Source organism: Chromobacterium sp. Rain0013 (genome assembly GCF_015291765.1).
Classification (GTDB): domain Bacteria; phylum Pseudomonadota; class Gammaproteobacteria; order Burkholderiales; family Chromobacteriaceae; genus Chromobacterium; species Chromobacterium haemolyticum.
The window spans coordinates 4,517,672-4,541,988 of the sequence record NZ_CP031514.1 but is presented as its reverse complement, the minus strand read 5'-3'; the positions used below and the strand labels follow the sequence as shown (position 1 = coordinate 4,541,988).

General features: G+C 63.2%; 24 protein-coding genes and 1 pseudogene. 17 read left to right on the top strand and 8 right to left on the bottom strand.

From position 1 onward, the window contains the following. Nucleotides 1-5 precede the first annotated feature (5 nt). From DXT74_RS20730 to DXT74_RS20715, 4 genes are all read left to right on the top strand, one after another. The gene (locus DXT74_RS20730; protein WP_019104242.1) at nt 6-1,226 is read left to right on the top strand and encodes a carbohydrate porin; all 1,221 of its coding nucleotides are present in this window, start codon (nt 6-8) and stop codon (nt 1,224-1,226) included. 123 nt (nt 1,227-1,349) lie between these two features. Continuing rightward, complete coding sequence (locus DXT74_RS20725) at nt 1,350-2,141, top strand: arylamine N-acetyltransferase (RefSeq protein ID WP_081554296.1); 792 nt, start codon at nt 1,350-1,352, stop codon at nt 2,139-2,141. A 77-nt stretch (nt 2,142-2,218) separates the two neighbouring features. Beyond that, the gene (locus tag DXT74_RS20720) at nt 2,219-2,905 is read left to right on the top strand and encodes a DUF1345 domain-containing protein (protein WP_081554295.1); all 687 of its coding nucleotides are present in this window, start codon (nt 2,219-2,221) and stop codon (nt 2,903-2,905) included. 22 nt (nt 2,906-2,927) lie between these two features. Then, nucleotides 2,928-3,263, top strand: a complete 336-nt coding sequence (locus tag DXT74_RS20715) for a YnfA family protein (protein WP_081554294.1) — start codon at nt 2,928-2,930, stop codon at nt 3,261-3,263. 82 nt (nt 3,264-3,345) lie between these two features. Here the strand turns inward: DXT74_RS20715 and DXT74_RS20710 are convergent, their stop codons facing one another. The 4 genes from DXT74_RS20710 to aceB all read right to left on the bottom strand — a co-directional run bounded on the left by DXT74_RS20710 (nt 3,346) and on the right by aceB (nt 7,832). After that, entirely contained in the window at nt 3,346-3,957 is a 612-nt protein-coding gene (locus DXT74_RS20710; RefSeq protein ID WP_043632529.1) for a glutathione S-transferase, read from the bottom strand. 99 nt (nt 3,958-4,056) lie between these two features. Further along, on the bottom strand, nt 4,057-4,746 hold the full coding sequence (locus DXT74_RS20705) for an SIMPL domain-containing protein (RefSeq protein WP_194426915.1): 690 nt from the start codon (nt 4,744-4,746) through the stop codon (nt 4,057-4,059). A gap of 63 nt (nt 4,747-4,809) precedes the next feature. After that, nucleotides 4,810-6,003: a GGDEF domain-containing protein gene (locus DXT74_RS20700; RefSeq protein WP_194426914.1), complete on the bottom strand. Its 1,194-nt coding sequence runs from the start codon at nt 6,001-6,003 to the stop codon at nt 4,810-4,812. Between the two features lie 233 nt (nt 6,004-6,236). After that, on the bottom strand, nt 6,237-7,832 hold the full coding sequence (aceB, locus tag DXT74_RS20695; RefSeq protein WP_194426913.1) for a malate synthase A: 1,596 nt from the start codon (nt 7,830-7,832) through the stop codon (nt 6,237-6,239). Between the two features lie 164 nt (nt 7,833-7,996). Between aceB and DXT74_RS20690 the strand changes: the two genes are divergently transcribed. From DXT74_RS20690 to DXT74_RS20675, 4 genes are all read left to right on the top strand, one after another. Beyond that, nucleotides 7,997-8,887 (top strand): LysR family transcriptional regulator, encoded by an 891-nt coding sequence (locus tag DXT74_RS20690; protein WP_043632538.1) that lies wholly within the window; start codon nt 7,997-7,999, stop codon nt 8,885-8,887. 4 nt (nt 8,888-8,891) lie between these two features. Further along, a complete protein-coding gene (locus tag DXT74_RS20685) occupies nt 8,892-9,353 on the top strand; it encodes a DUF4136 domain-containing protein (protein WP_194426912.1) in 462 nt (153 codons plus the stop codon). A gap of 557 nt (nt 9,354-9,910) precedes the next feature. Further along, nucleotides 9,911-11,275, top strand: coding sequence for an amino acid permease (locus DXT74_RS20680; RefSeq protein WP_275888101.1), 1,365 nt, complete (start codon nt 9,911-9,913; stop codon nt 11,273-11,275). A 95-nt stretch (nt 11,276-11,370) separates the two neighbouring features. Then, entirely contained in the window at nt 11,371-11,889 is a 519-nt protein-coding gene (locus DXT74_RS20675; protein WP_194426911.1) for an O-acetyl-ADP-ribose deacetylase, read from the top strand. A 1-nt stretch (nt 11,890) separates the two neighbouring features. Here the strand turns inward: DXT74_RS20675 and DXT74_RS20670 are convergent, their stop codons facing one another. Then, a complete protein-coding gene (locus tag DXT74_RS20670) occupies nt 11,891-12,766 on the bottom strand; it encodes an ion transporter (RefSeq protein WP_081554289.1) in 876 nt (291 codons plus the stop codon). 194 nt (nt 12,767-12,960) lie between these two features. Here DXT74_RS20670 and cysK point away from each other — a divergent pair, with 194 nt between their 5' ends. Together cysK and DXT74_RS20660 are read left to right on the top strand one after the other, a co-directional pair. Then, the gene (gene cysK / locus DXT74_RS20665; RefSeq protein ID WP_194426910.1) at nt 12,961-13,896 is read left to right on the top strand and encodes a cysteine synthase A; all 936 of its coding nucleotides are present in this window, start codon (nt 12,961-12,963) and stop codon (nt 13,894-13,896) included. A 90-nt stretch (nt 13,897-13,986) separates the two neighbouring features. Further along, complete coding sequence (locus DXT74_RS20660) at nt 13,987-14,859, top strand: ATP-binding protein (protein ID WP_081554288.1); 873 nt, start codon at nt 13,987-13,989, stop codon at nt 14,857-14,859. Here the strand turns inward: DXT74_RS20660 and DXT74_RS20655 are convergent. Continuing rightward, on the bottom strand, nt 14,854-16,560 hold the full coding sequence (locus tag DXT74_RS20655; protein WP_043632847.1) for a potassium/proton antiporter: 1,707 nt from the start codon (nt 16,558-16,560) through the stop codon (nt 14,854-14,856). The two genes, DXT74_RS20660 and DXT74_RS20655, sit on opposite strands and share 6 nt — an antisense overlap. A 1,077-nt stretch (nt 16,561-17,637) precedes the next feature. Between DXT74_RS20655 and DXT74_RS20650 the strand changes: the two genes are divergently transcribed. Together DXT74_RS20650 and DXT74_RS20645 are read left to right on the top strand one after the other, a co-directional pair. Further along, nucleotides 17,638-18,576, top strand: coding sequence for a Nudix family hydrolase (locus DXT74_RS20650; protein ID WP_194426909.1), 939 nt, complete (start codon nt 17,638-17,640; stop codon nt 18,574-18,576). Further along, nucleotides 18,573-19,001 carry a hypothetical protein gene (locus tag DXT74_RS20645; RefSeq protein ID WP_194426908.1) on the top strand — a complete coding sequence of 143 codons (429 nt, stop codon included), beginning with the start codon at nt 18,573-18,575 and terminating at the stop codon, nt 18,999-19,001. The genes DXT74_RS20650 and DXT74_RS20645 overlap by 4 nt, the downstream gene beginning before the upstream one ends. A 21-nt stretch (nt 19,002-19,022) precedes the next feature. Here DXT74_RS20645 and DXT74_RS20640 read toward each other — a convergent pair whose 3' ends face one another. Further along, the gene (locus DXT74_RS20640) at nt 19,023-19,475 is read right to left on the bottom strand and encodes a DUF4442 domain-containing protein (protein ID WP_043632569.1); all 453 of its coding nucleotides are present in this window, start codon (nt 19,473-19,475) and stop codon (nt 19,023-19,025) included. 89 nt (nt 19,476-19,564) lie between these two features. Further along, nucleotides 19,565-20,077 (bottom strand): superoxide dismutase family protein, encoded by a 513-nt coding sequence (gene sodC, locus DXT74_RS20635; RefSeq protein WP_194426907.1) that lies wholly within the window; start codon nt 20,075-20,077, stop codon nt 19,565-19,567. 254 nt (nt 20,078-20,331) lie between these two features. On the opposite strand from sodC, the pseudogene DXT74_RS22975 reads away from it, so the two are divergent. From DXT74_RS22975 to DXT74_RS20615, 5 genes and pseudogenes are all read left to right on the top strand, one after another. After that, nucleotides 20,332-20,433, top strand: a pseudogene (locus DXT74_RS22975) (IS5/IS1182 family transposase); the annotation flags it as partial. Nucleotides 20,434-20,706: 273 nt separating this feature from the next. Then, nucleotides 20,707-22,038 carry a protoporphyrinogen oxidase gene (gene hemG / locus DXT74_RS20630; RefSeq protein WP_194426906.1) on the top strand — a complete coding sequence of 444 codons (1,332 nt, stop codon included), beginning with the start codon at nt 20,707-20,709 and terminating at the stop codon, nt 22,036-22,038. Between the two features lie 37 nt (nt 22,039-22,075). Further along, nucleotides 22,076-22,810, top strand: coding sequence for an ABC transporter substrate-binding protein (locus DXT74_RS20625; RefSeq protein ID WP_162788047.1), 735 nt, complete (start codon nt 22,076-22,078; stop codon nt 22,808-22,810). Between the two features lie 137 nt (nt 22,811-22,947). Further along, entirely contained in the window at nt 22,948-23,838 is an 891-nt protein-coding gene (glyQ, locus tag DXT74_RS20620; protein ID WP_043632582.1) for a glycine--tRNA ligase subunit alpha, read from the top strand. A 44-nt stretch (nt 23,839-23,882) separates the two neighbouring features. Then, nucleotides 23,883-24,308, top strand: a complete 426-nt coding sequence (locus DXT74_RS20615) for a surface-adhesin E family protein (protein ID WP_081554283.1) — start codon at nt 23,883-23,885, stop codon at nt 24,306-24,308. Nucleotides 24,309-24,317 lie beyond the last annotated feature (9 nt).

Below are 24,317 nucleotides of genomic sequence, written 5' to 3'. Positions count from 1 at the left end.
GAACAATGACTCAATTCACCCCCCGCGGCCTGGCCTTGCTGGCCTTGTCCGCCCCCCTGCTGCTGCCCGCCGCCGCGCAAGCGCTGGATTTTCACGGCTACGCCCGCCTGGGCGCCGGCGGTTCAGACAGCGGCGGCAAGCAGAGCTGCTTTCAGCTGGCCGGCGCCGAAACCAAGTACCGGCTGGGCAACGAATGCGAACAGTACGCCGAGCTGGAACTGGGCCAGCAGCTATTCCAGGCCGAGAACGGCAGCAAGCTCAGCGTGGTGGGCATGGCCAGCCTGTACAACCGCAACGGCCATTCGCTGACTTTTCAGGGCGACAACGGCAATGTCCGCTTGCCGCAGGCCTACGCCAAATGGAGCGATATCCCGGAACTGAACGGCGCCACGCTGTGGGCGGGCCGGCGCTATTACAAGCGGCACGACGTGCATATCGCCGACTTCTATTTCTGGAACCCCAGCGGCACCGGTTTCGGTCTGGAGGACTTCAAATTGGGCCAAGCGCTCAAGCTCAGCTATGCCTTCTCGCGCAACGACAATTGGTGGCAGGCGGATCAGGCTAATAAGCATGATCTGCAATTGGGCGGCATCGCCGTCAATCCCGGCGGCGAGTTGACTCTGGGCCTCAGCTACATCCAGCGCGCCGGCCAGGTGACGGGCGCGAACAGCGGCTGGTCGCTCAGCGCCTTGCACGAGCAAAAAGGCGTGTTGGGCGGACGCAATCTGTTTGCGTTGCAATACGGGGTGGGGCCGGGCACCGGCCTGGGCGGCACCGGCAGTCTCGTCAGCGACAGCGGCACGCGGCGCAGCCGGCTGGTGGAGGCGCTGGACTGGCAAGCCACGCGAGAGTTCGGCGGCCAGTTGATGCTGGCCTGGCAACGCGACGCGCGGCCGGACGGCGGGCAGACCTGGTGGTCGGCCGGCGCGCGGCCGGTCTACGCCTTTGGCGAGCGCTTCAAGCTGGCGGCCGAAGTGGGCTTCGACCGGGTCAAGGCCGCCGATGGCCAAGTCCGCACCCTGAGCAAGTTCACCATCGCGCCGACGCTGGCGCTGGACAAGGCGTTCTGGAGCCGGCCGGAACTGCGTTTCTTCTATACCTACGCGCGTTGGAACCGCGCCGCCCAGCAGGCGGCCGCGCCCGGCTCGACTTTGGCCGACGGCGGCGCCTTCGGCCATGCGCTGAGCGGCTCCACCTTCGGGGTGCAGCTGGAACACTGGTGGTGAGCAATGTTTGAGCGCAGCGGGCGAGGTCCATCAAATTTTTTGAATGTCTCGCCCGGATAATTGATCTGTCGATCCCGCCCGGCGGCTGTTAGATTGCCTGTCTGAAGCTAGACGGGAGGGACTATGCCGGACATCAACGCTCTATTTCGGGCCCGCATCGGCTGGGATGCGCAGCGGCCACTGGCCTTCGAAGACATTGACGCTTTGTTGCGCGAGACGGCATTGAGTCTGCCGTTTGAAAATCTGAGCCTGTTTCAGGGCGGTCCCGAACCGATCAGCGAGCGGGGCTTGCTTGAAAAAATCGCGCTACGCGACGAAGGGGGCCTGTGTTACGAGCTCAACCCCTTGCTCTATCTGTTCCTGCGCCGCAACGGCCTGGAAGCCAGCCTGATCCGCGCCACGATCTTCGACGAGAACAGCCAGGACTGGCTGCCGCTGGGCGGCACCCATGTCGCCATTCTGTTGTGGCACCAAGGTCAGGGCTATTTGCTCGATTGCGGCTACGGCCTGAAGCAACCGCTGCGCATGGTGCCGCTGTGCGGCGAAGTGGCGCGCTCCGCCAACGGCGACTACCGGGTGGCCTGGCCGGCCGGCGCCGGCTTCGCGCAACTGGAACGGCGGCCCCCGGGTGAGGGCGAGGGCTGGCGCATCGCCTACGGTTTTGACCTGGACGATGAGATTGCCGATTGCGGCGCGCTGAGCGAGATCCAGCGCCGCATCGCCGAAGACCCGCGCTCGCCGTTCAACAAGACCCGGCTAATGGCCTTGCTGACCGCCGAAGGCAGCCGGGTGCTGACCGAGGAGACGCTGACCGAGACTCGCAACGGCAGGCAATGTCGGCTGGCGCTGGCCCCGGGCGAGTTTGAGACCTTCCGCCGTCTGTTCACCCGGCGTTTCAGCAAGTTGCCGGCTTAAGCGGCGAGGGCTTGCCGCCAGCGCCCGGACAGGTACACTGGGCGCTGGTCCATTCCTTCAAGGGGAGCTTAGCCGCTATGTCCGCCCTGTTACGCGCCGCCCGTCGTTTTGCCCCGACCCGCATGCTGCTGGCCCGTCCACGCCTGGTGGGGGCCGCCGCTGTCGGCCTGCTGGCTTTGCAGACGCTGCCGTGGCTATTGCCGTTGCAGGACATCACCCGCTACATCGTGGCGTGGAACGTCGGCGTGCTGCTCTACTTGGCGCTAGTGGCCTGGATGATGTTCAGCGAGGGTCGTCAGCATATTCGTCATTGGGCCAGGCTGGAGGACGAGGGGCAGACGTTGGTGATGACGCTGGCCGTGCTGGCGGCGATGGCCAGCCTGGCCGCCATCGTGCTGGAACTGGCGGTCGTCAAGGACCTGCACGGCTGGCCGCGCGCCGGCCACGTCGCGCTGGCCATCCTGACCATTTTTTCCTCCTGGGCCTTCATCCATGTGATGTTCGCGCTGCATTACGCGCGCGCTTATTACAACGCTCACGCGCGCGGCCTGGCTCCTGGCCTGGAGTTTCCCGGCAAGGAAGAGCCGGATTACGGCGACTTCCTCTATTTCGCCTGCATTATCGGCACATCCGGGCAGACCGCCGATATTAGCTACACCACCAGCGCCATGCGCAAGGTGGGCACGCTGCATTGCGTGCTGTCTTTCTTTTTCAACGCCACGGTGTTGGCCTTGATGATTAATATCGCCGCCGGCCTGATCTGATGCCGGCGCGCAGCGAGACCCCATGTTGAACGCTTTGAAATTGTTGTTGTTGTTCGGCCTGACCGCCGTGGCGGAAATCGTCGGTTGTTACTTGCCCTGGCTGTGGCTGCGCAAAGAGGGGCCGTTGTGGTTGTTATTGCCGGCGGCGCTGGCCTTGATGCTGTTCGTCTGGCTGCTCAGTCTGCACCCGGCGGCGGCGGGCCGGGTTTATGCCGCCTACGGCGGCGTCTACGTGGCGGTGGCGCTGTTGTGGCTGTGGCTGGTGGACGGCATCCGGCCCAGCGCCTGGGACATGGCTGGCGCGGCGGTGGCCTTGTGCGGGATGGCCATCATCATGCTGGCGCCGCGGCCGGGCTGAGAACCCGTTGATGATCCGCCGCATTGCGCGGCGGCATGAAAAAACCGGGCTTGGGCCCGGTTTTTTTTGACGGCGGCGCGATTCAAACGGACGGAGGCAGCGTGTCGGCGAAGGACGGCCGCGTCATCAGCCGCTCCAGCAGGCTGGCCAGATTGGGGTGGCTGTCGCGCCAGTCTATTTCCGGGAAGCGGAAGTCCAGATAGCCCAGGCAGGTGCCGACGGCGATGTCGGCCAGGCTGTAGCCCACGCCGTTGCACCACTGGCGGTCGGCCAGATCGGCGGCGAGCGCGGCCAGGCCGCGGTCTATCTTGCCGCGTTGGCGGGCGATAGCTTCCGGCATCTGTTTGTCGTCCGGGCGGCGTTTTTCCAGCACGATGGCCACCGCGGCGTCGACGATGCCGTCGGCCAGCGCTTCCCAGCGCCGAGTGGCGATCAGCAGGCGGTTTTCCTGGGGAAGAATGCGCGATACCGGCGAGATGTTATCCAGATACTCGGCGATGACGCGCGAGTCGTAGAGCGTCGAGCCGTCATCCAGTTCCAGAACCGGCACCTTGCCCAGAGGATTGTAGTCGCCAACGCGGGTGTCCGCGTTCCATGGCACGTCTTCCTCCAGCGGGCAGTCTATTTTCTTTTCGGCCAGCACGATGCGCACCTTGCGGGCGTAGGGGCTGGTCAACGAGGCGATCAGTTTCATGTTTCGGGTCGTTCTGGATGATGGCAGGCGAAGTGCTCGCCGGACGGATAAGGCCCGGCGAGCGACTACTTTAGCGCAATGCCGTGGCGGCTGGAAGGCTTACTTCAACTCCACCTTGCCGCTGACTTGCAGTTGCAGTTGAGATTGTCCTGGCTGCAGGTCCGGTTGCGCCACTTCCGCGTTGGCGGCCATGCCGGCGGCCTTCATCATCATAGGCGGACGAAAGATGGGCGACTGGCTTCCAATATCCAGTTCCTTGATATTGCTGACATTTTTCCCGATGGCCTTGGCGGCGATCTTGGCTTGGGCTTCCAGATTGGCGATGGCTTCCGGCAGCATGCTCTGTTCCGCTTCCTTGCGCGCCTGGTCGGATACGCTGAACTGCAGCCCTTGCAGCAATAGGTTCTGTTGCAGTTTGGCCATCAGTTCGGCGGCCTGGGCGAAATCGCGGCTTTTCAGCTGGATTTCCACCCGGCCTTGCCAGCCCTGGATCTTGCCGTTTTTGTCGTAATTGGGCCAGGTGTTGTAGCCGCCGCTGGACAGCTGCACTTTGGTATAGGTTCTGCCCAGAGCGATGCTCTGGGCGGCGGCCTTGTTCAGGCGGTCGGCCAACACCGCAGGCTGAGCGTTGCTCAACTGCTGGTAGAAGGTGGCGCTGATCTGGTCGTTGGGCACTTCACGCTGGGCGCTGGCGGACAGATTGAGCTGGGTGGCGTCGGCCAGGGCCGGGGCGGCGCTGACGGCGAGCAGGGTTCCTAAGCTGGCAAGCAAGAGAGTCTGTTTGTTCATGTGTCGATTCCCATGACATTGTTGTCTTGATCGGAAAAGTCCGATTCGCAGTGTGTAGGCCCATCATGCCCGAGAAAAGTTTCCGACGGCATACTGTCCTTCGGCCAGTTCTATCCGGTTGCGGCCGTTACGTTTGGCCCGATAGAGCTGGCTGTCCGCGGCGCGGAACAGGCTGGACAGGCCATCATAGGGCTGCTGGCTGGTGCTGGCCACGCCAATGCTGACGCTGATGCGCAAGGGCGGGGCGGCTGAGGCAGGTTGCGGCCGCAGATCGGCCACCGCTCGCATGAGGCGTTGGGCTGCCGCGTGAGCGTCGTGCAAGCCGGTGCGCGGCAGCAGCATCACGAATTCCTCGCCGCCGTAACGGCCCACTATGTCGCCGGCGCGCGCTTGGGCGCGCAGACAGGCGGCCAGTTGTTGCAGCACCAGATCGCCGCATTGGTGGCCGTGGCGGTCATTGATGCTTTTGAAGTGATCGACGTCCAAGAGTAGCAGGGCCAGCGGCTTGCGCTCGCGCCAGGCGCGGCGGCAGGCTGCCTCGGCCAGTTCGCGGAAGCCGCGCTGGTTGAGCAGATTGGTCAGGCCGTCGTGACTGGCCTGGTGCTGGGTCCGTTCCAGCGCGCGTTCGTAGCAGATGTACAGCGCGCACAAGATGAAGCTGAAACTAAGCCAGTGCATGCCTAGAGAACTGAGCATGGAAAAGCTCATGGAGTCGGCGTTGTAAACGTTGCCGGCCCAGATGGTGTGTACGATGCGCGCCAGCGCCAACAGGGCATAAAGCAGGCTGACAGCCAGCGCCATTTTGCGGCCGGCGCCGGCGATGCGGGAGTGCCCAGGCCATAGTTCGCGGGCGGCCAGCAGCCAGGCGACCAGATAGACCAGGCAGATCGCGATGGTGCGCTGTCCCATATCGGCCGGGCCGGCTTGAAGATAGGCGGCCATGCCGGCGGCAACCAGCAACAGGCTTTGCCAGACGCGCGGACTCTTGCCGTTCAGATGGCGGATGCCGCAGAGCGCGAGGGGATGAAACAGCATCCACAGCAGATTGTTGAATACCAGTTGCGGCCATGGCGGCAGGCCGATGGGCAGCAGGCTGAACATGCCGCCCAGGCTGACGCTGGCGCCGGCCGCGCAGAAATACAGGAAGGCCCGCTCACCGCGGTTGCGCAGCCAGAACATCGTGATAATGGCGGTCAGCGCCAGGCCGTAGCCGGTGGTGCTGAGCACGGTGGCCTGGAAGTCGAGGATGCTTTGCATGTGGGGTCTGTTCAAAGTCTGCTGTGCGTCGTGAAACCTCGCGCGGCGGGCGCGGCGTCTTGTCTCGCGAGCGGTGGCCAGAGCTTGAACAGATGACTGGCGGGCGCGCTTTGCAAGGTGAATTATGACAAGCGGCCCATGATAGGGCCGTTGTCCATGAGCTTCAATCCGCAAAGCTACGCAGCCAGGCTGACAAATCCCGACATTCACGCCGTCGGGATCCATTTGTCCTGTCAGGCCAGGTATTCGTATCCAGGCAGCGTCAGGAACTCGACAAAATCGTCGGAGGTGGTCAGCAGGTAGAACATCGCGGCGGCATCGTCGTACTGGCGGGTCCAGCGCGCGCCGTACTCGGCCTTGAGCTTGGCCACTTCCGCCGCGTGCAACTGGTGGAACAACTCGGCTGTTACTTTGCGGCCGTCGTCCAGCACGCCCTTGGGGCTGCGTATCCATTGCCAGATCTGAGAGCGGGAGATCTCCGCGGTGGCGGCGTCTTCCATCAGGTTATGGATGGGAACGCAGCCGTTGCCGGAAATCCAGGCGCCCAGGTACTGGATGCCCACATTGATGTTCATCGCCAGTCCGGCTTCGGTGATCGGCGCTTCCGGGCGGAAGTCCAGCAGTTCGGCGGCGCCGACCTGAACGTCCGGCCGTTGTTTGGCGATCTGGTTGGGCGCGTTGCCCAGCACTTTGCCGAAGGCCTCGGCGGCGATGGGCACCAGGCCGGGGTGGGCCACCCATCCGCCGTCGTAACCGTCGGCGGCGTCGCGCTCCTTGTCCGCCCGGACGCCGGCCAGCGCCTTCTCATTGGCCGCCGGATCGTTCTTGATCGGGATCAGCGCCGCCATGCCGCCTATCGCCGGCGCCGCGCGGCGGTGGCAAGTCTTCAGCAGCAGCAGCGCGTAGGCGCGCATAAAGGGCACGGTCATGGTGATCTGTGCGCGGTTGGCCAGACAGAAGTCGCGGTTCTGACGGAATTTCTTGATGCAACTGAAAATATAGTCCCAGCGGCCGGCGTTGAGGCCGGCGCTGTGCTCGCGCAGTTCGTACAGAATTTCGTCCATTTCGAAAGCGGCGAGTATGGTTTCGATCAGCACTGTGGCCTTGATCGTGCCCTGCGGGATGGACAGCTCCTGTTGGGCGAACACGAATACCTCGTTCCACAGCCGCGCTTCCAGATGGCTTTCCATCTTGGGCAGGTAGTAATAGGTGGCGCTGCCCACGCTGCGCAGATAGGCGATGTTGTGGAAGAAGGACAAGGCGAAGTCGAACAGCGCGCCGGAGACGATGTCGCCGTCCACCTTGACGTGTTTTTCCATCAGGTGCCAGCCGCGCGGACGCAGCAGCAGGGTGGCGGTATCGGCGTTGAGCCGGTACTGCTTGCCGTCGGGGTTGGAGAAGGAGATGGTCTTGCGGTAGGCGTCGCGGACATTGATCTGGCCGTTGATCTGGTTGTCCCAGCTGGGGCAGTTGGAGTCCTCGAAATCCGCCATGAAGCTCTTGGCGCCGGAATTGAGCGCGTTGATCATCATCTTGCGGTCTACCGGGCCGGTGATTTCCACGCGGCGGTCCAGCAAATCGTCCGGCAGCGGCGCGATCTTCCAGTCGCCGGCGCGTATGGCGGCGGTTTCCGGCAGGAAGTCCGGCAGCTTGCCCGCGTCCAGCTCGGCTTGGCGCGCGGCGCGGGCGGCCATCAGTTCACGGCGGCGAGGTTCGAAGCGGCGGTGCAGCTTGGCGACGAAGGCCAGCGCGTCGTGGCTGAGGATGTCGGCGTAGGCCGGGGTGAGCGTTGCGAGGATTTCGATCCCCTGAGGAAGCGTGGCTGCCATGTTGGGACTCCTTTGCAGTGTTGGCCGGGGCGGGAGGCGCCCGCGTTTGGACCTGGGACAATGAAACGGGACCTGGCTAGTCTAGCTAGGCAAAGCATAAAAAAAAATGCATATATAGACATATCATCTTTTACTTTTTGTTAGCTAATCGTGAGGCGGCCTGAATGTTGAAACAAATGGAGACCTTCGTCGCCGTGGTGTCGCAGGGCAGCTTGTCGGCCGCCGCGCGCCAGGAGGGGGTGGTGCCGGCCATCATTGGCCGGCGCATAGACGCGCTGGAGAATCGGCTGGGCGTCAAGCTGCTGACCCGCAGCACGCGCAGCCTGGCCTTGACCCAGGAGGGGGCGGCCTTTTTCGAAGACTGTCAGCGCATCCTCGCCGATCTTGAAGACGCGGAGGCGGCGGTGGCTTCCGGCAGCGGCCGCGCGCGAGGCCATTTGCGGGTTTCGGCGCCGGCCGGTTTCGGCCGCAAGCACGTGGCGCCGCACATCGCGGGCTTTCAGCAACTTCACCCGGACGTGAAGGTGACGCTGGATCTGTCTGACCGCTTGGTGGACCTGCAGCGCGACCGCATCGACTGCGCGATCCGCATTTCAGACCTGGCGGATTCCTCGCTGGTGGCGATCCGGCTGGCGGAGAACCGTCGCGTGGTGGTGGCGGCCCCGGCCTATCTGGCGCGTCACGGTTTGCCGCTCCGGCTGGAGGACCTGGCCGAGCACAACTGTCTGTCGCTGGGGGAGAGTCAGAGCCGCGGCTGGGCGTTTCGTCGCGAGGGCGAGGCGGTGAACCTGCGCGTGTCCGGCCGGCTGGAGTGCAACGACGGCGCGGTGTTGCACGATTGGGCATTGCAGGGTTTGGGTTTGGCCTGGCGTTCGCTGTGGGAAGTGAAGGACGATCTATCCGATGGCCGCTTGGTGACGGTGCTGGACGAGTTCTCCGCGCCGGACTATCCGGTATGCGCGGTGGTGCCGCAGCGGCGCTTGCTGCCGGCGCGAGTGCGGCACTTCGTCGACTATCTGCGGTCAGTGTATGCTGACGCGGCTTATTGGAATTGAGGCGATGAAGATGAAAACAGCGATGGTGGCGCTCCTGGCGGCGCTGGCCGCCGCTCCGGCCTGGGCCGGCGCGGGCACGGTGGGGCTTAGCTGCCTGCCGTCGGCCGGCGCCGGCGTGGACATGCGCGAATGGCTGCTGGATCGGCTGGTTTTGAAGGGCGCGGCAGTGGATGAGACGCGGCCTCAATGGAAGCTGTGTTTCAAGCAAAGCCAGCAGCGCCAGGTGTATTGGCCGGCGGACGGTTGGTATGCCGGCGGCTGGCGAGATTGGCGCTACGGCGGCGGCATGTACTGGTCGCCGGACTATCAGGTGAGAACCGTGCGCACGTTGGCGCTGGAAGTGGTCAACAGCGCGGACGGCGCGGTGTTGTGGCAGGGCCAGCAGGAGTTGGGCGATGGGGACAACGGGCGCCAGCAATTGGAGAACGCGGCGCGCAAATTGATAGATTTGATGCCATTGCCATGATTTGTTTTGCGCTATGATGACGTGCAGGGTTTGCCAATGGCGTGCTATATGGGGTTTCCCGTATTGCCGGCCTCAGGCCCTGCGGTACTATCGCATTCTTCCCCGGCATGAACTGCGTGGATCGGCGGCTAGTCAAGAACGGCGAACAAAATCAGCGTAGCGTCTGAGAACCGGTTCAATATCTGCTGTGCGTTGGCGATACAGCGTCGAAATCAGCTTAGAAATGCTTATGTACTTGTGTACATTCCGCGTTCTTAGCCATTTTCGCCTTGTCTCGCCCTTGCTCGCTGGATTTTGAACAGCTTCTTAAGGCAGGGCGCGTCGACGAAGACCGTACACAGAGTACGGCGAGTCGACGCAACGCCGCATCAGGATTTTGTCGTGCCGCTTTAAGCCGACGGCGGACAGGACAGCAGGGGAGAGGACACAACAGATCATACAGGCCCCATCCGAGTATGAAGCGCCCGCCGGACAGCGGGCGCTTTGTCGTTGTACCGGACGGCCGTTACGGGACAGTGAAACAAATGAGTTTGATGCGCAAAAAGAGCGTCCAGGGAATGCTGGCTACCGCTCAGACCTCGCGTGGGCTTCGCAAGGAGCTTTCCGCTTTCGACCTTACCATGCTCGGCATCGGGGCCATCATCGGCACCGGCATCTTTGTGCTGACCGGCACCGGCGCCACTGTGGCCGGCCCTGGACTGGTGCTTTCCTTCGTGATCAGCGCTTTCGCCTGCGGCTTCGCCGCCTTGTGCTACGCCGAGTTCGCCTCCATGCTGCCGGTTTCCGGCTCCACTTACACCTACGCTTACGCGACGCTGGGCGAGATGATCGCCTGGATCATAGGCTGGGATTTGTTGTTGGAATACCTGCTGGCTTCGTCGGCGGTGTCGGTGGGCTGGTCCGGCTATTTCCAGAGCCTGCTGTCCGGCTTCGGCGTGACCTTGCCTGAATACTTGACCGCCGCCGCAGGCTCGCTGCCAGGCAAGCAGACGCTGTTCAATCTGCCGGCCTTTTGCGTGGCGATGGTGATCACCGCTTTGCTGGCCTTCGGCATCAAGGAGTCCAAGCGCGTCAACAATGTGGTGGTGCTGATCAAGGTGGGCGTGGTGTTGCTGTTCATCGGTATCGGCGTGTGGCACGTCAAACCGGTGAACTGGCAGCCGGCGCTGCCCTTCGGCTTTTCCGGCGTGTTCCATGGCGCCGCCATTGTATTCTTCAGCTTCATCGGCTTCGACGCGGTGACCTGCGCCGCCGAGGAAGTGAAGAACCCGGCCAAGGATATCCCGCGCGGGGTGATCTGGTCGTTGGGGGTGTGTTCCCTGCTCTACGTGGTGGTGGCGGCCATCATGACCGGCATCGTGCCTTATATGCAGTTCGCCGGCGTTGATCATCCCGTGTCCCTGGCCTTGCAAGTGGCCAAGTTGGACTGGTTCGCCGGCTTCGTCGATCTGGGCGCCATCCTTGGCATGATGACGGTGATCCTGGTGATGACCTATGGTCAGACTCGAATCCTGTTCGCCATGTCGCGCGACGGCCTGCTGCCCAAAATCTTTTCCGAAGTGAATCCCAAGTACGGCACGCCGTACAAGGCCACCTGGCTGATCGGCACCATCATCGCGCTGCTGGCCGGCTTCGTGCCCCTGCACACTCTGGCGGAACTGGTGAACATCGGCACCTTGGCCGCCTTTACCCTGATCGCCTTGTCCGTGATCGTGCTGCGCAAGCGCGAACCCAATCTGCCGCGCAAATTCGTTTGCCCTGGCGTGCCTTACATCCCGGCGCTGGCCATTCTGTGCTGCGGCTTTCTGATGACTCAGCTGTCGCTGCTGACCTGGCTGTGTTTCATGGCCTGGTTGTTGATAGGCTTGGTGGTGTATTTTGGGTATTCGCGGCGGAATTCGCTGTTGAACAATCCCGCCTGAGGCGGAGTGTGAAAAAGCCGGCAAAAGCCGGCTTTTTTTGCGCCCGCGGCCGACCGCGGGCGGATAATGGCGGCATGGACGGAGGAGGGGAAACGATGGAAGCGAAGACCGAATTGACGGCATGGCAGGGAGACATCACCACGCTGGCGCTGGACGCCATTGTCAATGCCGCCAACGCCAGCTTGCTGGGCGGCGGCGGGGTGGACGGGGCCATCCACCGCGCAGCCGGGCCGGAACTGCTGGCGGAATGCCGGACCTTGAACGGCTGCCGCGTCGGCGAGGCCAAGCTGACCGCCGGCTACCAGCTGCCGGCGCGGCATGTGATTCATACGGTGGGGCCGATCTGGCAGGGCGGCGCTCAAGGAGAGGAGGAGTTGCTGGCCGCCTGCTACCGCAACAGTCTGGCGCTGGCGGCGCGGCACGGGCTGGCCAGCATTGCCTTCCCCGCGATCAGTTGCGGCGTTTACGGCTACCCGGCAACGGAGGCCAGCGATATCGCGGTTGGCACTGTCCGTCAGTGGCTGGCGCAGGAGCCGCATACGCTGCGGCGCGTGCTGCTGGTGGCCTTTGACGACGCGATGGCCGATCGTTACCGGCGCTTGCTGGCCGGCTAGGCTAGCTAACCTCGCCCTTGGACGGGCGCGGCAACTGGCCGCCGCAGTGCTTGCAGAAGCGGGCGTCCCAGTCGTGGCCCTCGGTGAAGCAATGAGGGCACAGCCGAGTGCCGGACACGGCTTCCACGGTCTTGGCCTTGGCGCCGCTGCCGCGCGCGATTTCCGCGGTGACGATGCCGGTGGGCACCGCGATGATGCCGTAGCCGGTAATCATGACCACGCTGGCCAGCGCCTGGCCCAGCGGCGTCTTGGGCGTGATGTCGCCGAAGCCCACCGTGGTCAGGGTGACGATGGCCCAGTAAATGCTGACCGGGATGCTGGTGTAGCCGTGCTCCGGGCCTTCTATCACGAACATCATCGTGCCCAGAATCACCACCAGCAAGACCACGGTGACCAGAAACACCGTGATCTTGCGGCGGCTGGCCAGCATTGCCCGTTTCAGCTCGCTGGCCTCGCCGATGTAGCGGGTCAGCTTGAGAATGCGAAACATGCGAAGCAGGCGAAGGATGCGGATATCGGCCAGGAAGCGGCTTTCCGGGATGAGCAGCCCAAGATACAGCGGCAGCACCGACATCAGATCGATGACGCCGAAGAAGCTTTTCACATAGCGCATCGGCTTGTGGATGCAGATCAGCCGCAATGCGTATTCGATAGTGAACAGAATGGTGAAACACCAGTCTAGAATCTTGAGTTGGGGCCCCCAAGCGGCTTGTATGCTTTGCACGCTCTCCAAGATCACCGTCAGCACCGACAGCAGGATGGCGACGATCAGCGCCAGGTCGAAGATGCGGCCCGGCCGGGTGTCTGCTTCGTAAATGATGATGTAGAGCTTGCGGCGCCAGCCGGTGAGGGGGATCAGGGTTTCCTGTGTTGGCATAAGCGGGGAGTGGACCTCGGTCTGCGGGTGGTGGGCAATGGTTTCAGTGTAGCTGCCGGACCGCGGCGCGCGCGGGGCCGGCTGAGACTGCCAAGTTTGTCGATTATAAGCAAACAATATTTTGGTTCGTTGCTCAGCTTGTTTATGATGCTGGGTAATAAGGTTTTCTTCAAAACAGTCTGTGGAGAATAAAGATGCGAATTGCCAATGCTGTGACGGATTTGATCGGCAACACCCCGCTAGTGCGGCTTAACCGGGTGACCGAAGGCTGCGGCGCTACCGTGGTGGCCAAACTGGAGTTCTTCAACCCGGCTCACAGCGTCAAGGACCGCATCGCGGTGGCGATGATCGACGCTGCCGAGCAGGCCGGCAAGATCGGCCCGGACACTACCATCGTCGAACCCACCTCCGGCAATACCGGCATCGGCCTGGCCATGGTCTGCGCCGCGCGCGGCTATAAGTTGGTGATCACCATGCCGGAAACCATGAGTCGGGAACGTCGTCAACTGCTGCGCGCCTACGGCGCCGAGTTGATTCTGACCCCGGGACCCGACGGCATGGGAGGCGCCATCGCCAAAGCGCGCGAACTGGTGGAACAGAATCCGGACAGCTACTTCATGCCGCAGCAGTTTGAGAACCCGGCCAACCCGGCCATCCACCGCAACACCACCGCCGAAGAAGTATGGAAGGACACCGACGGCAAGGTCGACATCTTCGTCGCCGGCGTCGGCACCGGCGGCACCATCACCGGCGTGGGCGAAGTGCTGAAGGCGCGCAAGCCCGGCGTGCGCATCGTAGCGGTGGAGCCGGACGCGTCTCCGGTGCTGTCCGGCGGCCCCAAAGGCCCCCACCCGATCCAGGGCATCGGCGCCGGTTTTGTGCCGGCCATCCTCAACACCGGCGTTTACGATGAAATCATCCGGGTGAAAAATGAGGATTCGATGGAAACCGCGCGCGCGGTGGCGGCGCGCGAGGGCCTGCTGGTGGGCATTTCCTCCGGCGCGGCGGTGTGGGCGGCGCTGGAACTGGCCAAGCGTCCGGAAAACGCCGGCAAGCTGATCGTGGTGGTGATTCCTTCTTTCGGCGAGCGCTATTTGTCCACGCCGCTGTTCCAGCATCTGGCGGATTAAGCGCCTGCGGCCGGCGTGGCCGCAACATCGACAGCCTGGCGGCTTTCTGCCAGGCTGTTTGTTTTTGTCGTTTCGCATCTAGGGGAAATCATGGAGCAGTTGCAAGCTTTGCTGACCCGCGCCGAAGCCATGCTGGCGCGTTTGGAGCCCTTGCTGCCGCCGGCGCGGCCGGAGCCGGACTGGGGCGCGCTGGCCTTCCGCTGGCAGCGCCAGGGCATGGCCGGCTGGCTGGAGGCGGTGGCGGAGCCGCACGCGCCGGAACTGGAGCGGCTGACCCATATCGACGCCCAGCGCGCGCAGCTGCTGCGCAACACTCGCCAGTTCGTCAAGGGTCGGCCGGCCAACAACGTGCTGCTCACCGGCGCGCGCGGCACCGGCAAATCCTCGCTGGTCAAGGCGCTGCTGCCTGAGTTCGCCGCCAAGGGCCTGCGCCTCATCGAAGTGGACAAGGCGCAACTGGGCGACTTGAACCGTATTGTCGACCTGGTGGCTGGACGCAAGGAGCGCTTCATTCTGTTTTGCGACGACCTGTCCTTCGAGCAGGGCGACGACGCTTACAAGGCGCTGAAGACCGCGCTGGACGGCGGCCTGGCGCGCCGCGTCGACAATGTGCTGGTGTACGCCACCTCCAACCGCCGCCATTTGATGCCGGAAAAAATGAGCGAAAACCGCGAAGGCTGGGTGCAGGACGGCGAAATCCATCCGGGGGAGGCGATTGAGGAGAAGGTGTCGTTGTCGGACCGCTTCGGCCTGTGGCTGTCTTTCTACCCGTTTGATCAGGACGCCTACCTGGCGGCGGCGACCGAGTGGCTGGCGCATTTCGGCCTGAAGCTGGACGCCGAGGCGGAAAAAGCGGCCTTGCACTGGAGCCACCTGCGCGGCAGTCGCTCCGGCCGCGTCGCCTGGCAGTTCGCCTGCGATTGGGCCGGGCGCAGCGCCAAGGAGCGCAAGGCCTTGCTATGACTTCAGATAGCGCAGGCCCACGCTCTTGACCTGACCGTCGGCCGCGGCGCGGATCACCATCTCCAGCCGGTCCAGCCGCAGCACGTCGCCGGCCACCAGCGGATAGCCGCAGGCGCGTTTGCAGTATTCGGCGATGCTGTCGGCGCGGTCGCGCTCGCTCAGCGTCAGGCCGTAGCTGTCGGCCAGATCGCCCAGCCGCGCCAGCCCGGACACGGTGAAGTAACCGTAATAAGGATCGTCCCCGGGCGGATGAAAGGCCTCGCCGGCCGTCTCCAGCGCCGGGCTGGGGCCGATCAGGCAGGCCCAGTCGCCGGCGCGCAGCGTTTGGCTCGCTGCCGGCTCAAGCGCTTGTTCATCGCGATACAGCGCCGCTAGCCGCACGCCGCTGGGCAAGGCCAGTTCGCCGGCCAGTTGACCTTCGGCCGGGCTGTCGGCGCGCACCAGGCAGGAGGCGGCCTCGTAGCGGGCCTCCTGGCCGCTGACCACGGGCACCCGGTGTTCGACGTCCGGCCGCGCCGGCAGCTTCAGCTTCAATTTCTCCGCCAGCGGCGCGATGGTCCAGCCCTGGAATAGCAGCGACATCATCACCACGAAGAAGGCCACGTTGAAGAACAGCTGGCTATTGGGCAAGCCCGCCATCAGCGGGAAAATGGCCAGAATCACCGGCACCGCGCCACGCAGGCCCACCCAGCTCATGAACAGTTTTTCCGCCTTGGGCACCGGGAAGGGCAGCATGCACAGCCATACCGCCAGCGGCCGCGCCACCAGCATCAGCACGATGGAGATCGCCAGCGCGTAGGGCGCCACCGGCAGTAGATTGGACGGCGTCACCAATAGCCCCAATACCAGGAACATGGTTACCTGGGCCAGCCAGGCGTAGCCGTCGTGGATGTTCAATAGATTGGGCAGATCCGCCACTCGGGCGTTGCCCACCACGATGCCGGCCAGATAGATGGCGAGGAAGCCGCTGCCGCCGGCCGCGGTGGTCAGGCTGAACAGCGCGCCGGCGGTGCCCAGGCTGAACAGCGCCAGCATCGCGCCGCGCGGACCCAGCCGTTGGAACAGCCAAACCATGGCTTTGCCGCCGGCCCAGCCGGCCAGCGCGCCCAGGCCCATTTGCTTGACGAACAGCCACAGCATGGAAGCGACGCCGGCATCCTGGCCCTGCTGGCCCAGCACCCCGATCAGCGCCGAGGTCAGAAACACCGCCATCGGGTCGTTGCTGCCGGACTCTATCTCCAGCGCGCTGCCGACGCGGCGGTTGATTTCCAGACCGCGCCCGGACAGGAGGGCGAACACCGCGGCGGCGTCGGTGGAACCGACGATGGCGCCGATCAGCAAGCCTTCCAGCCAGCTTAGGTTCAGCACCCAGGCGGCGAACAGGCCTGTCACGCCGGTGGTGATCAACACCCCCAGCGTGGCGAGCACCCCGGCTGGTTTGAGGCTGATGCGGAAGCTGTCCTGGCGCGTGCGCAGGCCGCCGTCGAATAGGATCACCACCAGGGCAATGGTGCCGACCACGTAACTGAGCTGGTAATTGCTGAACACGATCTTGCCGGGGCCGTCCTCGCCGGCCAACATGCCCAAGGCCAGGAATACCAGGAGCAGCGGCGCGCCGAAGCGGGAAGCGATGGAGGACACCACCAGGCTGGCCAGGAATACCAGCGAGCCGGCCAGGATGAGTGAATTTAAGGTGTCCAAGTGCATGCTCCTTCTGCGGGATGGGGGAGGTCATGACGAAATCGATCAAGCCCGTAGGCGGAGCGCGGATGGCTTGCCTTGTGTCGCCACGAGATGGAATGACAATCGGGATAAATATGCAGATTTCGCAGGTTTACAGTGCTAATGGTAACACTTTGAGACTTATCAGCCGCGCCTGAAACCAGCAATCGGCTCATTTTTTTGCGTTTTTAATGCTTATTATGTTTTTTCTGACTTGGCAATAATGCCGACTATATGACGTAGTGTTTATTTTTTGTCCGATGCAATGTGTATTTGTTATGCATTTTATATTTGCAAGTTAATGATAAATAAATATATTGAGGTGTGTATGACTTTTCGTAAAATCGCCTTGCTGACTGTGGGCCTGAGCATCTCCTGGATGGCTTTTGCTTCCATGGCTCCTTGGTACAGATGGGAAAGCAAGTTTGACGGCCAGCTGGTGTGCTCGCAATTCTCCTATGGCCCGGGGTGGGTTTTGTTCAATAACATTCCTTACAAAGACGCGGGCTGCCGCATTCCTAGCCGTCCGGGCTGATTAGGCTCGACGCTAGGCCTTGGCTGGGTTGCTCTAGGCGCGCGGTCCCGCTTGTTCAATGCGGCGCCTTGTGTTGAGACCGACGATTTCAACCCAGGGCTAAGAACCTGTTCACGATCTGCTGCGCGTCGTGAAGCGTTGCACGGTGAGTACAAGCTCAAAATGCTCATGTACCACGTGTACATTCCGCTTTTTCGCTCGTTTTCGCCTTGTCTCGCTCTTGCTCGCGAGATCGTGAACAGGCTCTAAGAACCTGTTTACGATCTGCTGCGCGTCGTGGAGCGTTACACGCTGAGTGCACCTTCAAAATGCTCATGTACCGCGTGTACACTCCGCTTTTTCAGCTGTTTTCGCTTTGTCTCGCCCTTGCTCGCGAGATCGTAAACACCTTCTAAGTGCGTAACTTTAGGGTTTGTGACAATAAGGGCGCCGAGGCGCCCTTAATGCTGGGCGGCGCTTGGGGTAAAATGCGCTGCCGGCCGCTGAGAGCCGGGACGATTTTCACCGGGCAAGACCAAGCAATGAGCGACAGCAAGATCATAGAGGTAGTGGCCGGCGCGCTGATGCGGCCGGACGGCAGTTTCATGCTGGGCAGCCGGCCGGAGGGCAAACCCTACGCCGGTTATTGGGAGTTTCCCGGCGGCAAGGTGGAGCCGGGTGAGAGCGGCGAACAGGCGCTGGCCCGAGAGCTGTACGAGGAAATGGGCATTGAGATGGAAGCCGCGACGCCGTGGCTGACCAAGGTCCACCATTACGAACACGCTTCGGTGCGGTTGAGTTTCTTCCGGGTCTGGGCCTGGCGCGGCGAGCCGCAGTCGCGGGAAGGCCAGCGCTTCGCCTGGCAGACGCCGGGGGCGTGCACGGTGCAGCCCATGCTGCCGGCCAACGGGCCGATTCTCAAATCGCTTGAATTGCCGGCGGTTTATGCGATCAGCTGCGCGCACGAGATCGGCGTCGATACCCAATTGCGGCGGCTGGAGCAGGGGCCTGCCTGGAGCGTGGTGCAGATCCGCGAGCCGGGGATGCCGCGCGAGGAGCTGGCCGATTTTGTCGCCAAAGCGGCGGCTATCGTTCATGGCCGCGGCGGCAAGCTGCTGGTCAATGCCGATCCGGCCTGGGCGATGGAATGGCCGGTGGACGGCGTGCATCTTAACGCGGCGCGGCTGGCTTCGCTGACGGAGCGCCCGGCGTTCGCCTGGGTGGGGGCGTCGGCGCATGATGCGGCGCAAGCGGCGCGGATCGGAGAGCTGGGCCTGGACTACGCCTTGCTCGGCCATGTGGCGGCTACCCCCAGTCATCCCGGCGCGGCGCCGTTGGGCTGGGACGGTTTCCGGCAGTGCCTGGCCGCCGGCGCGCCCGTGCCGGTCTACGCGCTGGGCGGCATGAGCCTGGACGATCTGGATGCCGCCCGTCGTCATGGCGCGCACGGCGTCGCCTTGATGCGGGGCGCTTGGCGATGAATGTCAAGCAGCGTAAATGGCTGGCTCTGGGCGGCGCCTTGCTGCTGTTGGCCAGCCTCAAGTTCAGCTTGATCTACCGCTGGTACGGCGAGCGGCAGCCGGCCAAGCCGACGCCGTTGGCCTGCGTTGCCGGCCGGCCATCCTGTGATCTGCCCGGCGGCGGCGTATGGCGTTTCGCGTCGCCGCCGCAAAATGGCAAGCCGTTCGAGATTCGTTTGGAAGGCGTCGCGGCGCGGGAAGCGCCACAGGTGGAATTCAATATGGCCGATATGGACATGGGCTTCAATCGCTATACCTTTGTGCGCGACGGCGCCGCTTGGAAGGCGGTGGTCACTCTGCCGCTGTGCGTCAGCGGCAGCCGCGACTGGTTCGCTGTCTTTAGCCTGAACGGCAAGCGCTATCTGCTGCCGTTTTCCACGCATTGAACAGAGGGGCGGCGCGCCGCCTCATTTCTTCTTGCGTTTGATGTACAAGGTCTTGAATACCCTCGCCACCAGCTCGCCCTGCTGATCCAGAATATCTACTTGTAATTTCGGCAGGTATTTGTCTCCGGCGGCGGTGTGCAGTCTGATCTCCTCCAGCATGGCGGGCTCCAGCCGGAAATGCGCGCATACCGTGCCTCGGCCTGGTTTGACATAGTCTATGCTGCCGCTTTTGTCCCACACATAGTAGTCCCGTCCCAACTGGCGCATCAGCATCAGCATGAAGAAGGGGTCGGTCATCGCGTACAGGCTGCCGCCGAAATGGGTGCCGACGTAGTTGCGGTTGCTGAATCCCAGCTTCAACCGCACTTCGATATCGCTGAAGTCGACGGCGAGCCGCTTGACGCGGATGCCGGCGCCCAAGAAGGGCGGCCACAAATTGAGCAACAGTCTGAACAGCCAGGCGGGTGGGCGCATTGTATTAAAACACTTGTTTGAATTCTGCCATCGTCAATAAAAAAACCGGCCTTGTCAATCGCGCCGGTTTTTCTTTGTCGAGGATGGGTTTATTTGACCACGCCGCAGGCCATACGCGCGCCGCCGCCGCCCAGCGGCTGCGGATGATCGCTGTGATTGTCGCCGCCGGCATGCACCATCAGCGCATGTCCGGAGAAGTCCGCCGCTTTCAAGCGCGGCGCCAGCACGGGATAGTTCGCCTTGCCGTCGGCACCCACGTATAGCGCGGGCAGATCGCCCTTATGACCTTGCCCGTATGGGCCTGCGTGAGAGCCGGTTTTGTCCGGATCCCAATGGCCGCCGGCCGCGCCGGCCGGGGTGGCCGCGCCGTTGGCACCGATGGACGGCGCGCAGGAAGGTTTCTCATGCACATGGAAACCGTGCAGGCCTGGAGGCAGTTTTTCCAGGTTGGGCGTCAGCAGCGCGCCGTAGGGCGTGTCCTCTATGACGATGTTGCCGGCGGGGCCGGCATTGCCCTTGGCATCGACGAAGGACAGTTCCACGCTTTGGGCCAGGGCCAGAACGGGTAGACAGTACAGTATGGCGGATAGGGTGCGTAACATGGGGCGGTTCTCCGTGTAGGGCGGGGAAGGATCAAGACTCCGATTGTGCCATTTCGGCTCCTGCTTGGAGCCTGGCTGTTAGAACCTGTTCACGACCTGCCGGGTTTTGCGGAACGTGACACAGCGAGGGCTCTTTCAAAATGCGCATATGCCACGAGCACACTCGGCTTCATGCCGTCGTTTTCGCCCTTGTGTCTTTCTTGATTGCGAGACTTTGAACAGGTTCTCACGTTGGGGTGAAAGAGGGTCGGGCGGCCTGTCGTTTCGATGGTCCGGTGGCGGAAGTGCCAATGCGCATTGCAAGCTTGAATCGCTTTAGCCTGCAGAGCCGTCCGTGCACGGTGGCCGTGATGTAAATCCGTTTGGGGTTAAGGGGGGGGCTCCCTGCCGATGTTTAACTTGGGCGCGAGCCGGCTTGCCGCGGATCAACTGGCGTGTGGACCGCTCCAGGCATACTGGGGCTAAGAACCTGTTCAAAGTCTGCTGCGCTTCGTGGAGCGTTGCACGGCGAGTAGCCCCTTCGAAATGCCCATGTACCCTATGTATATTCCGCTTTCCCGGCCGTTTTCGCCTTGTCTCCCTTGCTCTCGCGAGACTTTGAGCAGGCTCATATTTAGAGAGGACGGGAAATGATTGCAGTGATAGGAGCGGGAATGTCCGGCCTGGCCTGCGCCTGGCAGTTGCGCCGACACGGCGTGGATGCGGTGGTGTTCGAAGCGTCCGGCAGGGTGGGCGGCAAGGTGCTGAGCCTGGACTTGGCACCGGGTCTGATGGAGGCGGGGCCCAACACCGTGTTGGCGGACGAAGCCTTGTGGCAATGGCTGCTGGAGCTTGGGCTGACGCCCTTGTCGCCGGCGCCGGGGCCGCAGCGGCGTTTCGTGTTGCGGCATGGTCACTACCGCGCCTTGCCCGACGGCCTGGCCGCTTTGCTGACCGGCTCCTATTTCAGTTGGGGCGCCAAATGGCGTTTATTGAGCGAGCCCTGGCGTTGTTCCGCGCCGGCGCAGGCGGAAACGGTGGCGGCCTTTTTCCGGCGCCGGCTGGGAGAGGAAGCGCTATCCACTCTGGTGGACCCGTTCATCGGCGGTGTATTCGCCGGCGATCCGGAAGAGTTGCTGATGGCGGAATGCTTGCCCGCATTGGCGGCTGCGGAGCGGGAGGCCGGTTCGCTGGCCTTGGGCATGTGGCGGCGCTGGCGGCGCGGGGAGGTGAGACGCAAACGGATGTTCACGCTGGCGGGCGGGCTGTCCAGCCTGGCCGAGCGGCTGGCGCGCGATCTGGACGTGAGGCTGGACTGTCCGGCGCTGGGGCTGGAGCGCGCAGACGAGGGCTGGCGGGTGTTGACGCCGAGGGGGCCGCAACTGGCCAGTGCCGTGGTGCTGGCCTTGCCTGCGCCGCAGACGGCCTTGCTGTTGAGGGATTGCGAGCCGGATTGGGCGGGCGCCTGCGCGGCGCTGCCCTATGCGCCGCTGACCGTAGTCGCCACGGTAACGGAGGAGCAAGCGCTGCGCCGGCCGCTGAATGGGTTTGGCGGTTTGCACCCCGCCAGCGAGCAGGCTTTGGCCTTGGGACATTTGATGTCCAGCCGGATTTTTCCGCACACGGCGGCGCCCGGTTTGAAACTGGTGACCAGTTTTATCGGCGGCCGTCGCCAGGCGGAGTTGGCCGGATTGCCGGATCAGACCTTGTTGCGGCGTTTGAACCTGGAACTGGCGCGCCTGTTCGGCCTGGAGGGCGAGCCCTTGAGCCAGCGCATCGTGCGTTGGCCGCAGGCGCTGCCGCAGGGTACCTCGGCGATGGCGGCCTTGCGGCCGCTGGCGGCGGCCGCGAGCGAGCGCGGTCTGCATGTATGCGCCAACTGGCTGGATGGGGTGTCGCTGCCGGATTGCCTGGCCAAGGGCCGGGCGCTGGCCGACCGGCTGGCGGAGCGGGCTTTGCATTGTCGCGGATACGGCATATAACAAATCGTCGCGGACAGCCGGGCGAAAGGAGCGGGCGATGCGGGCGAGTCTATGGATGGCGGCTGCCGGAGCCGGTTTGCTGGCGGCGGGCGCGGCGGCGCAGGCCCCGATCAAACTATGCGGGGTGGAGTGGCAGCCGTTCACCTATGTGAAAAACGGCAAGGTGGACTCCGGCATCAGCCACGACGTATTGCAGGAGGCCTTCCGCCGGATGAATGTGCCGGTCACGATGGAGGCCGCGCCGTGGGAGCGTTGCCTGCGAGGTATCAAAACCGGCGATTACGACGCGGTGATCGACAATGAAGTCGCGGCGCAGACGCCGCGTTTCAAAAACGTTTACTCCAGCTATCCGGTGGCCTTGTGCGTCAAACGAGGCTCGCCGGTCAAGTCCTTCGACTGGAAGCTGGTGCAGGGCCAGGCCGTGGGCATGGTGCGCGGCTACACTTATACACCGAAGATCCTGAACTATCCCAACTGGAAGCTGGAGCCGAGCAACGACGAGGATCAGCTTTACGCGATGCTGATTGGCGGCCACCGCCAGTTTGTATTGTGCGATGTCTGGGGCGCGTCCCTGCGGCCGAATGTGGATATCCTGCAGCCGGTGATAGACCGCACGGATTTATCGCCCAATTTCAGCGCTCGACAGACAGCGTTGGCCGCCCGGCTGGACGCGACGATAGGCGATTTGATCCGCGACGGCAGCGTGGAACGTATCTACGCCAAATACACCAAGCGCAAGTTTCGGGACATGGTGCCGGCGACGGGCAAATGACGGCGACGCGACGCGAGGAGGGCCGGCGGGAGGAGATTTCGCCGGCCTTTTTGATTTGCCGCCAACGGCTTGGCTTTGCGCGGGGGGCGCTAGGCGGTAGAATCGGCCTTTGACTTTTCACTTTGCTTGCCACGTCTATGCTTACCTTCCAGGAAATCATCCTTACGCTCCAGCACTATTGGAACCGCCAGGGCTGCGCCTTGCTGCAGCCTTACGACACCGAGGTGGGCGCGGGGACTTCCCACACCGCCACCTTTCTGAGGGCGCTGGGGCCGGAGCCGTGGAACGCGGCCTATGTGCAGCCGTCCCGTCGTCCCAAGGACGGCCGCTACGGCGAAAACCCCAACCGCTTGTTCCAGCATCATCAATTCCAGGTGGTGCTGAAGCCGTCTCCGTCCAATATTCAGGAACTGTATCTGGGCTCCTTGAAGGAGCTGGGCCTGGACCCGACGATGCAAGATATCCGCTTTGTTGAGGACGACTGGGAAAACCCGACCCTGGGCGCCTGGGGGCTGGGCTGGGAAGTATGGCTGAATGGCATGGAAGTGACCCAATTCACCTACTTCCAGCAAGTGGGCGGCCTCGACTGCAAGCCGGTGTTGGGCGAGATCACCTACGGCCTGGAACGCCTGGCCATGTATTTGCAGGGCGTGGAGAACGTCTACGATCTGATCTGGACCCATTTGCCGGACGGCCAGCCGGTGACTTACGGCAATGTGTTCTTCCAGAACGAAGTGGAGCAATCCAAGTACGCGTTCGAACACAGCAATGTGGAGCTGTTGTTCCGCCAGTTCAACGATTACGAGGCCGAGGCCAAATCGCTGCTGGAGGCCAGCCTGCCGTTGCCGGCCTACGAAATGATCCTCAAGGCCGGCCACACGTTCAACCTGCTGGACGCGCGCGGCGCAATTTCCGTGACCGAGCGCGCCACCTACATCGGCCGCATCCGCACTCTGTCTCGCGGCGTGGCGCAGGCCTATTACGACGCCCGCGAAGCGCTGGGCTTCCCAATGTGCCGGCAGGCCTGAGCTTGGCTTGCCGCCCCGGCCGCTTCTCGAAAGAGGGAATGCGCATGAAAGCTATTTTCGCATGCATGTGCGCCGCGTTGGCCTTGCCGGCGCTGGCCGAACCCGCCGCCGACTGGGTGGCGTATCAGGACGGCAAGGCGCTGCAGTTGGCGATAGACGGCAATTCGCTATGGCTGGGGCAGGACGGACTGGTGCACTTCGTCAACCAGGAACGGTTCGACAAGGTCCAGGACGAGAAAAACTACAAGCTGAAATTCAATATCCGCCGCAGCGTAGGCTACGCCGACTGCGGCAAGTACCAGTACGTGTTTGTTAGTTCCGATTATTTCGATCGCAACAACAAGCACCTGTTCTCAACCCTGTTTCCAGTGCCGCGTCACGCCTGGAAATGGCAGCCCGTGTATGGGGGATCGGTCGCCGACGCCATGATGAAGGTGATCTGCGAAGCCGCCGGGGCCGCCAAGCGTTAAGTTTTCGAG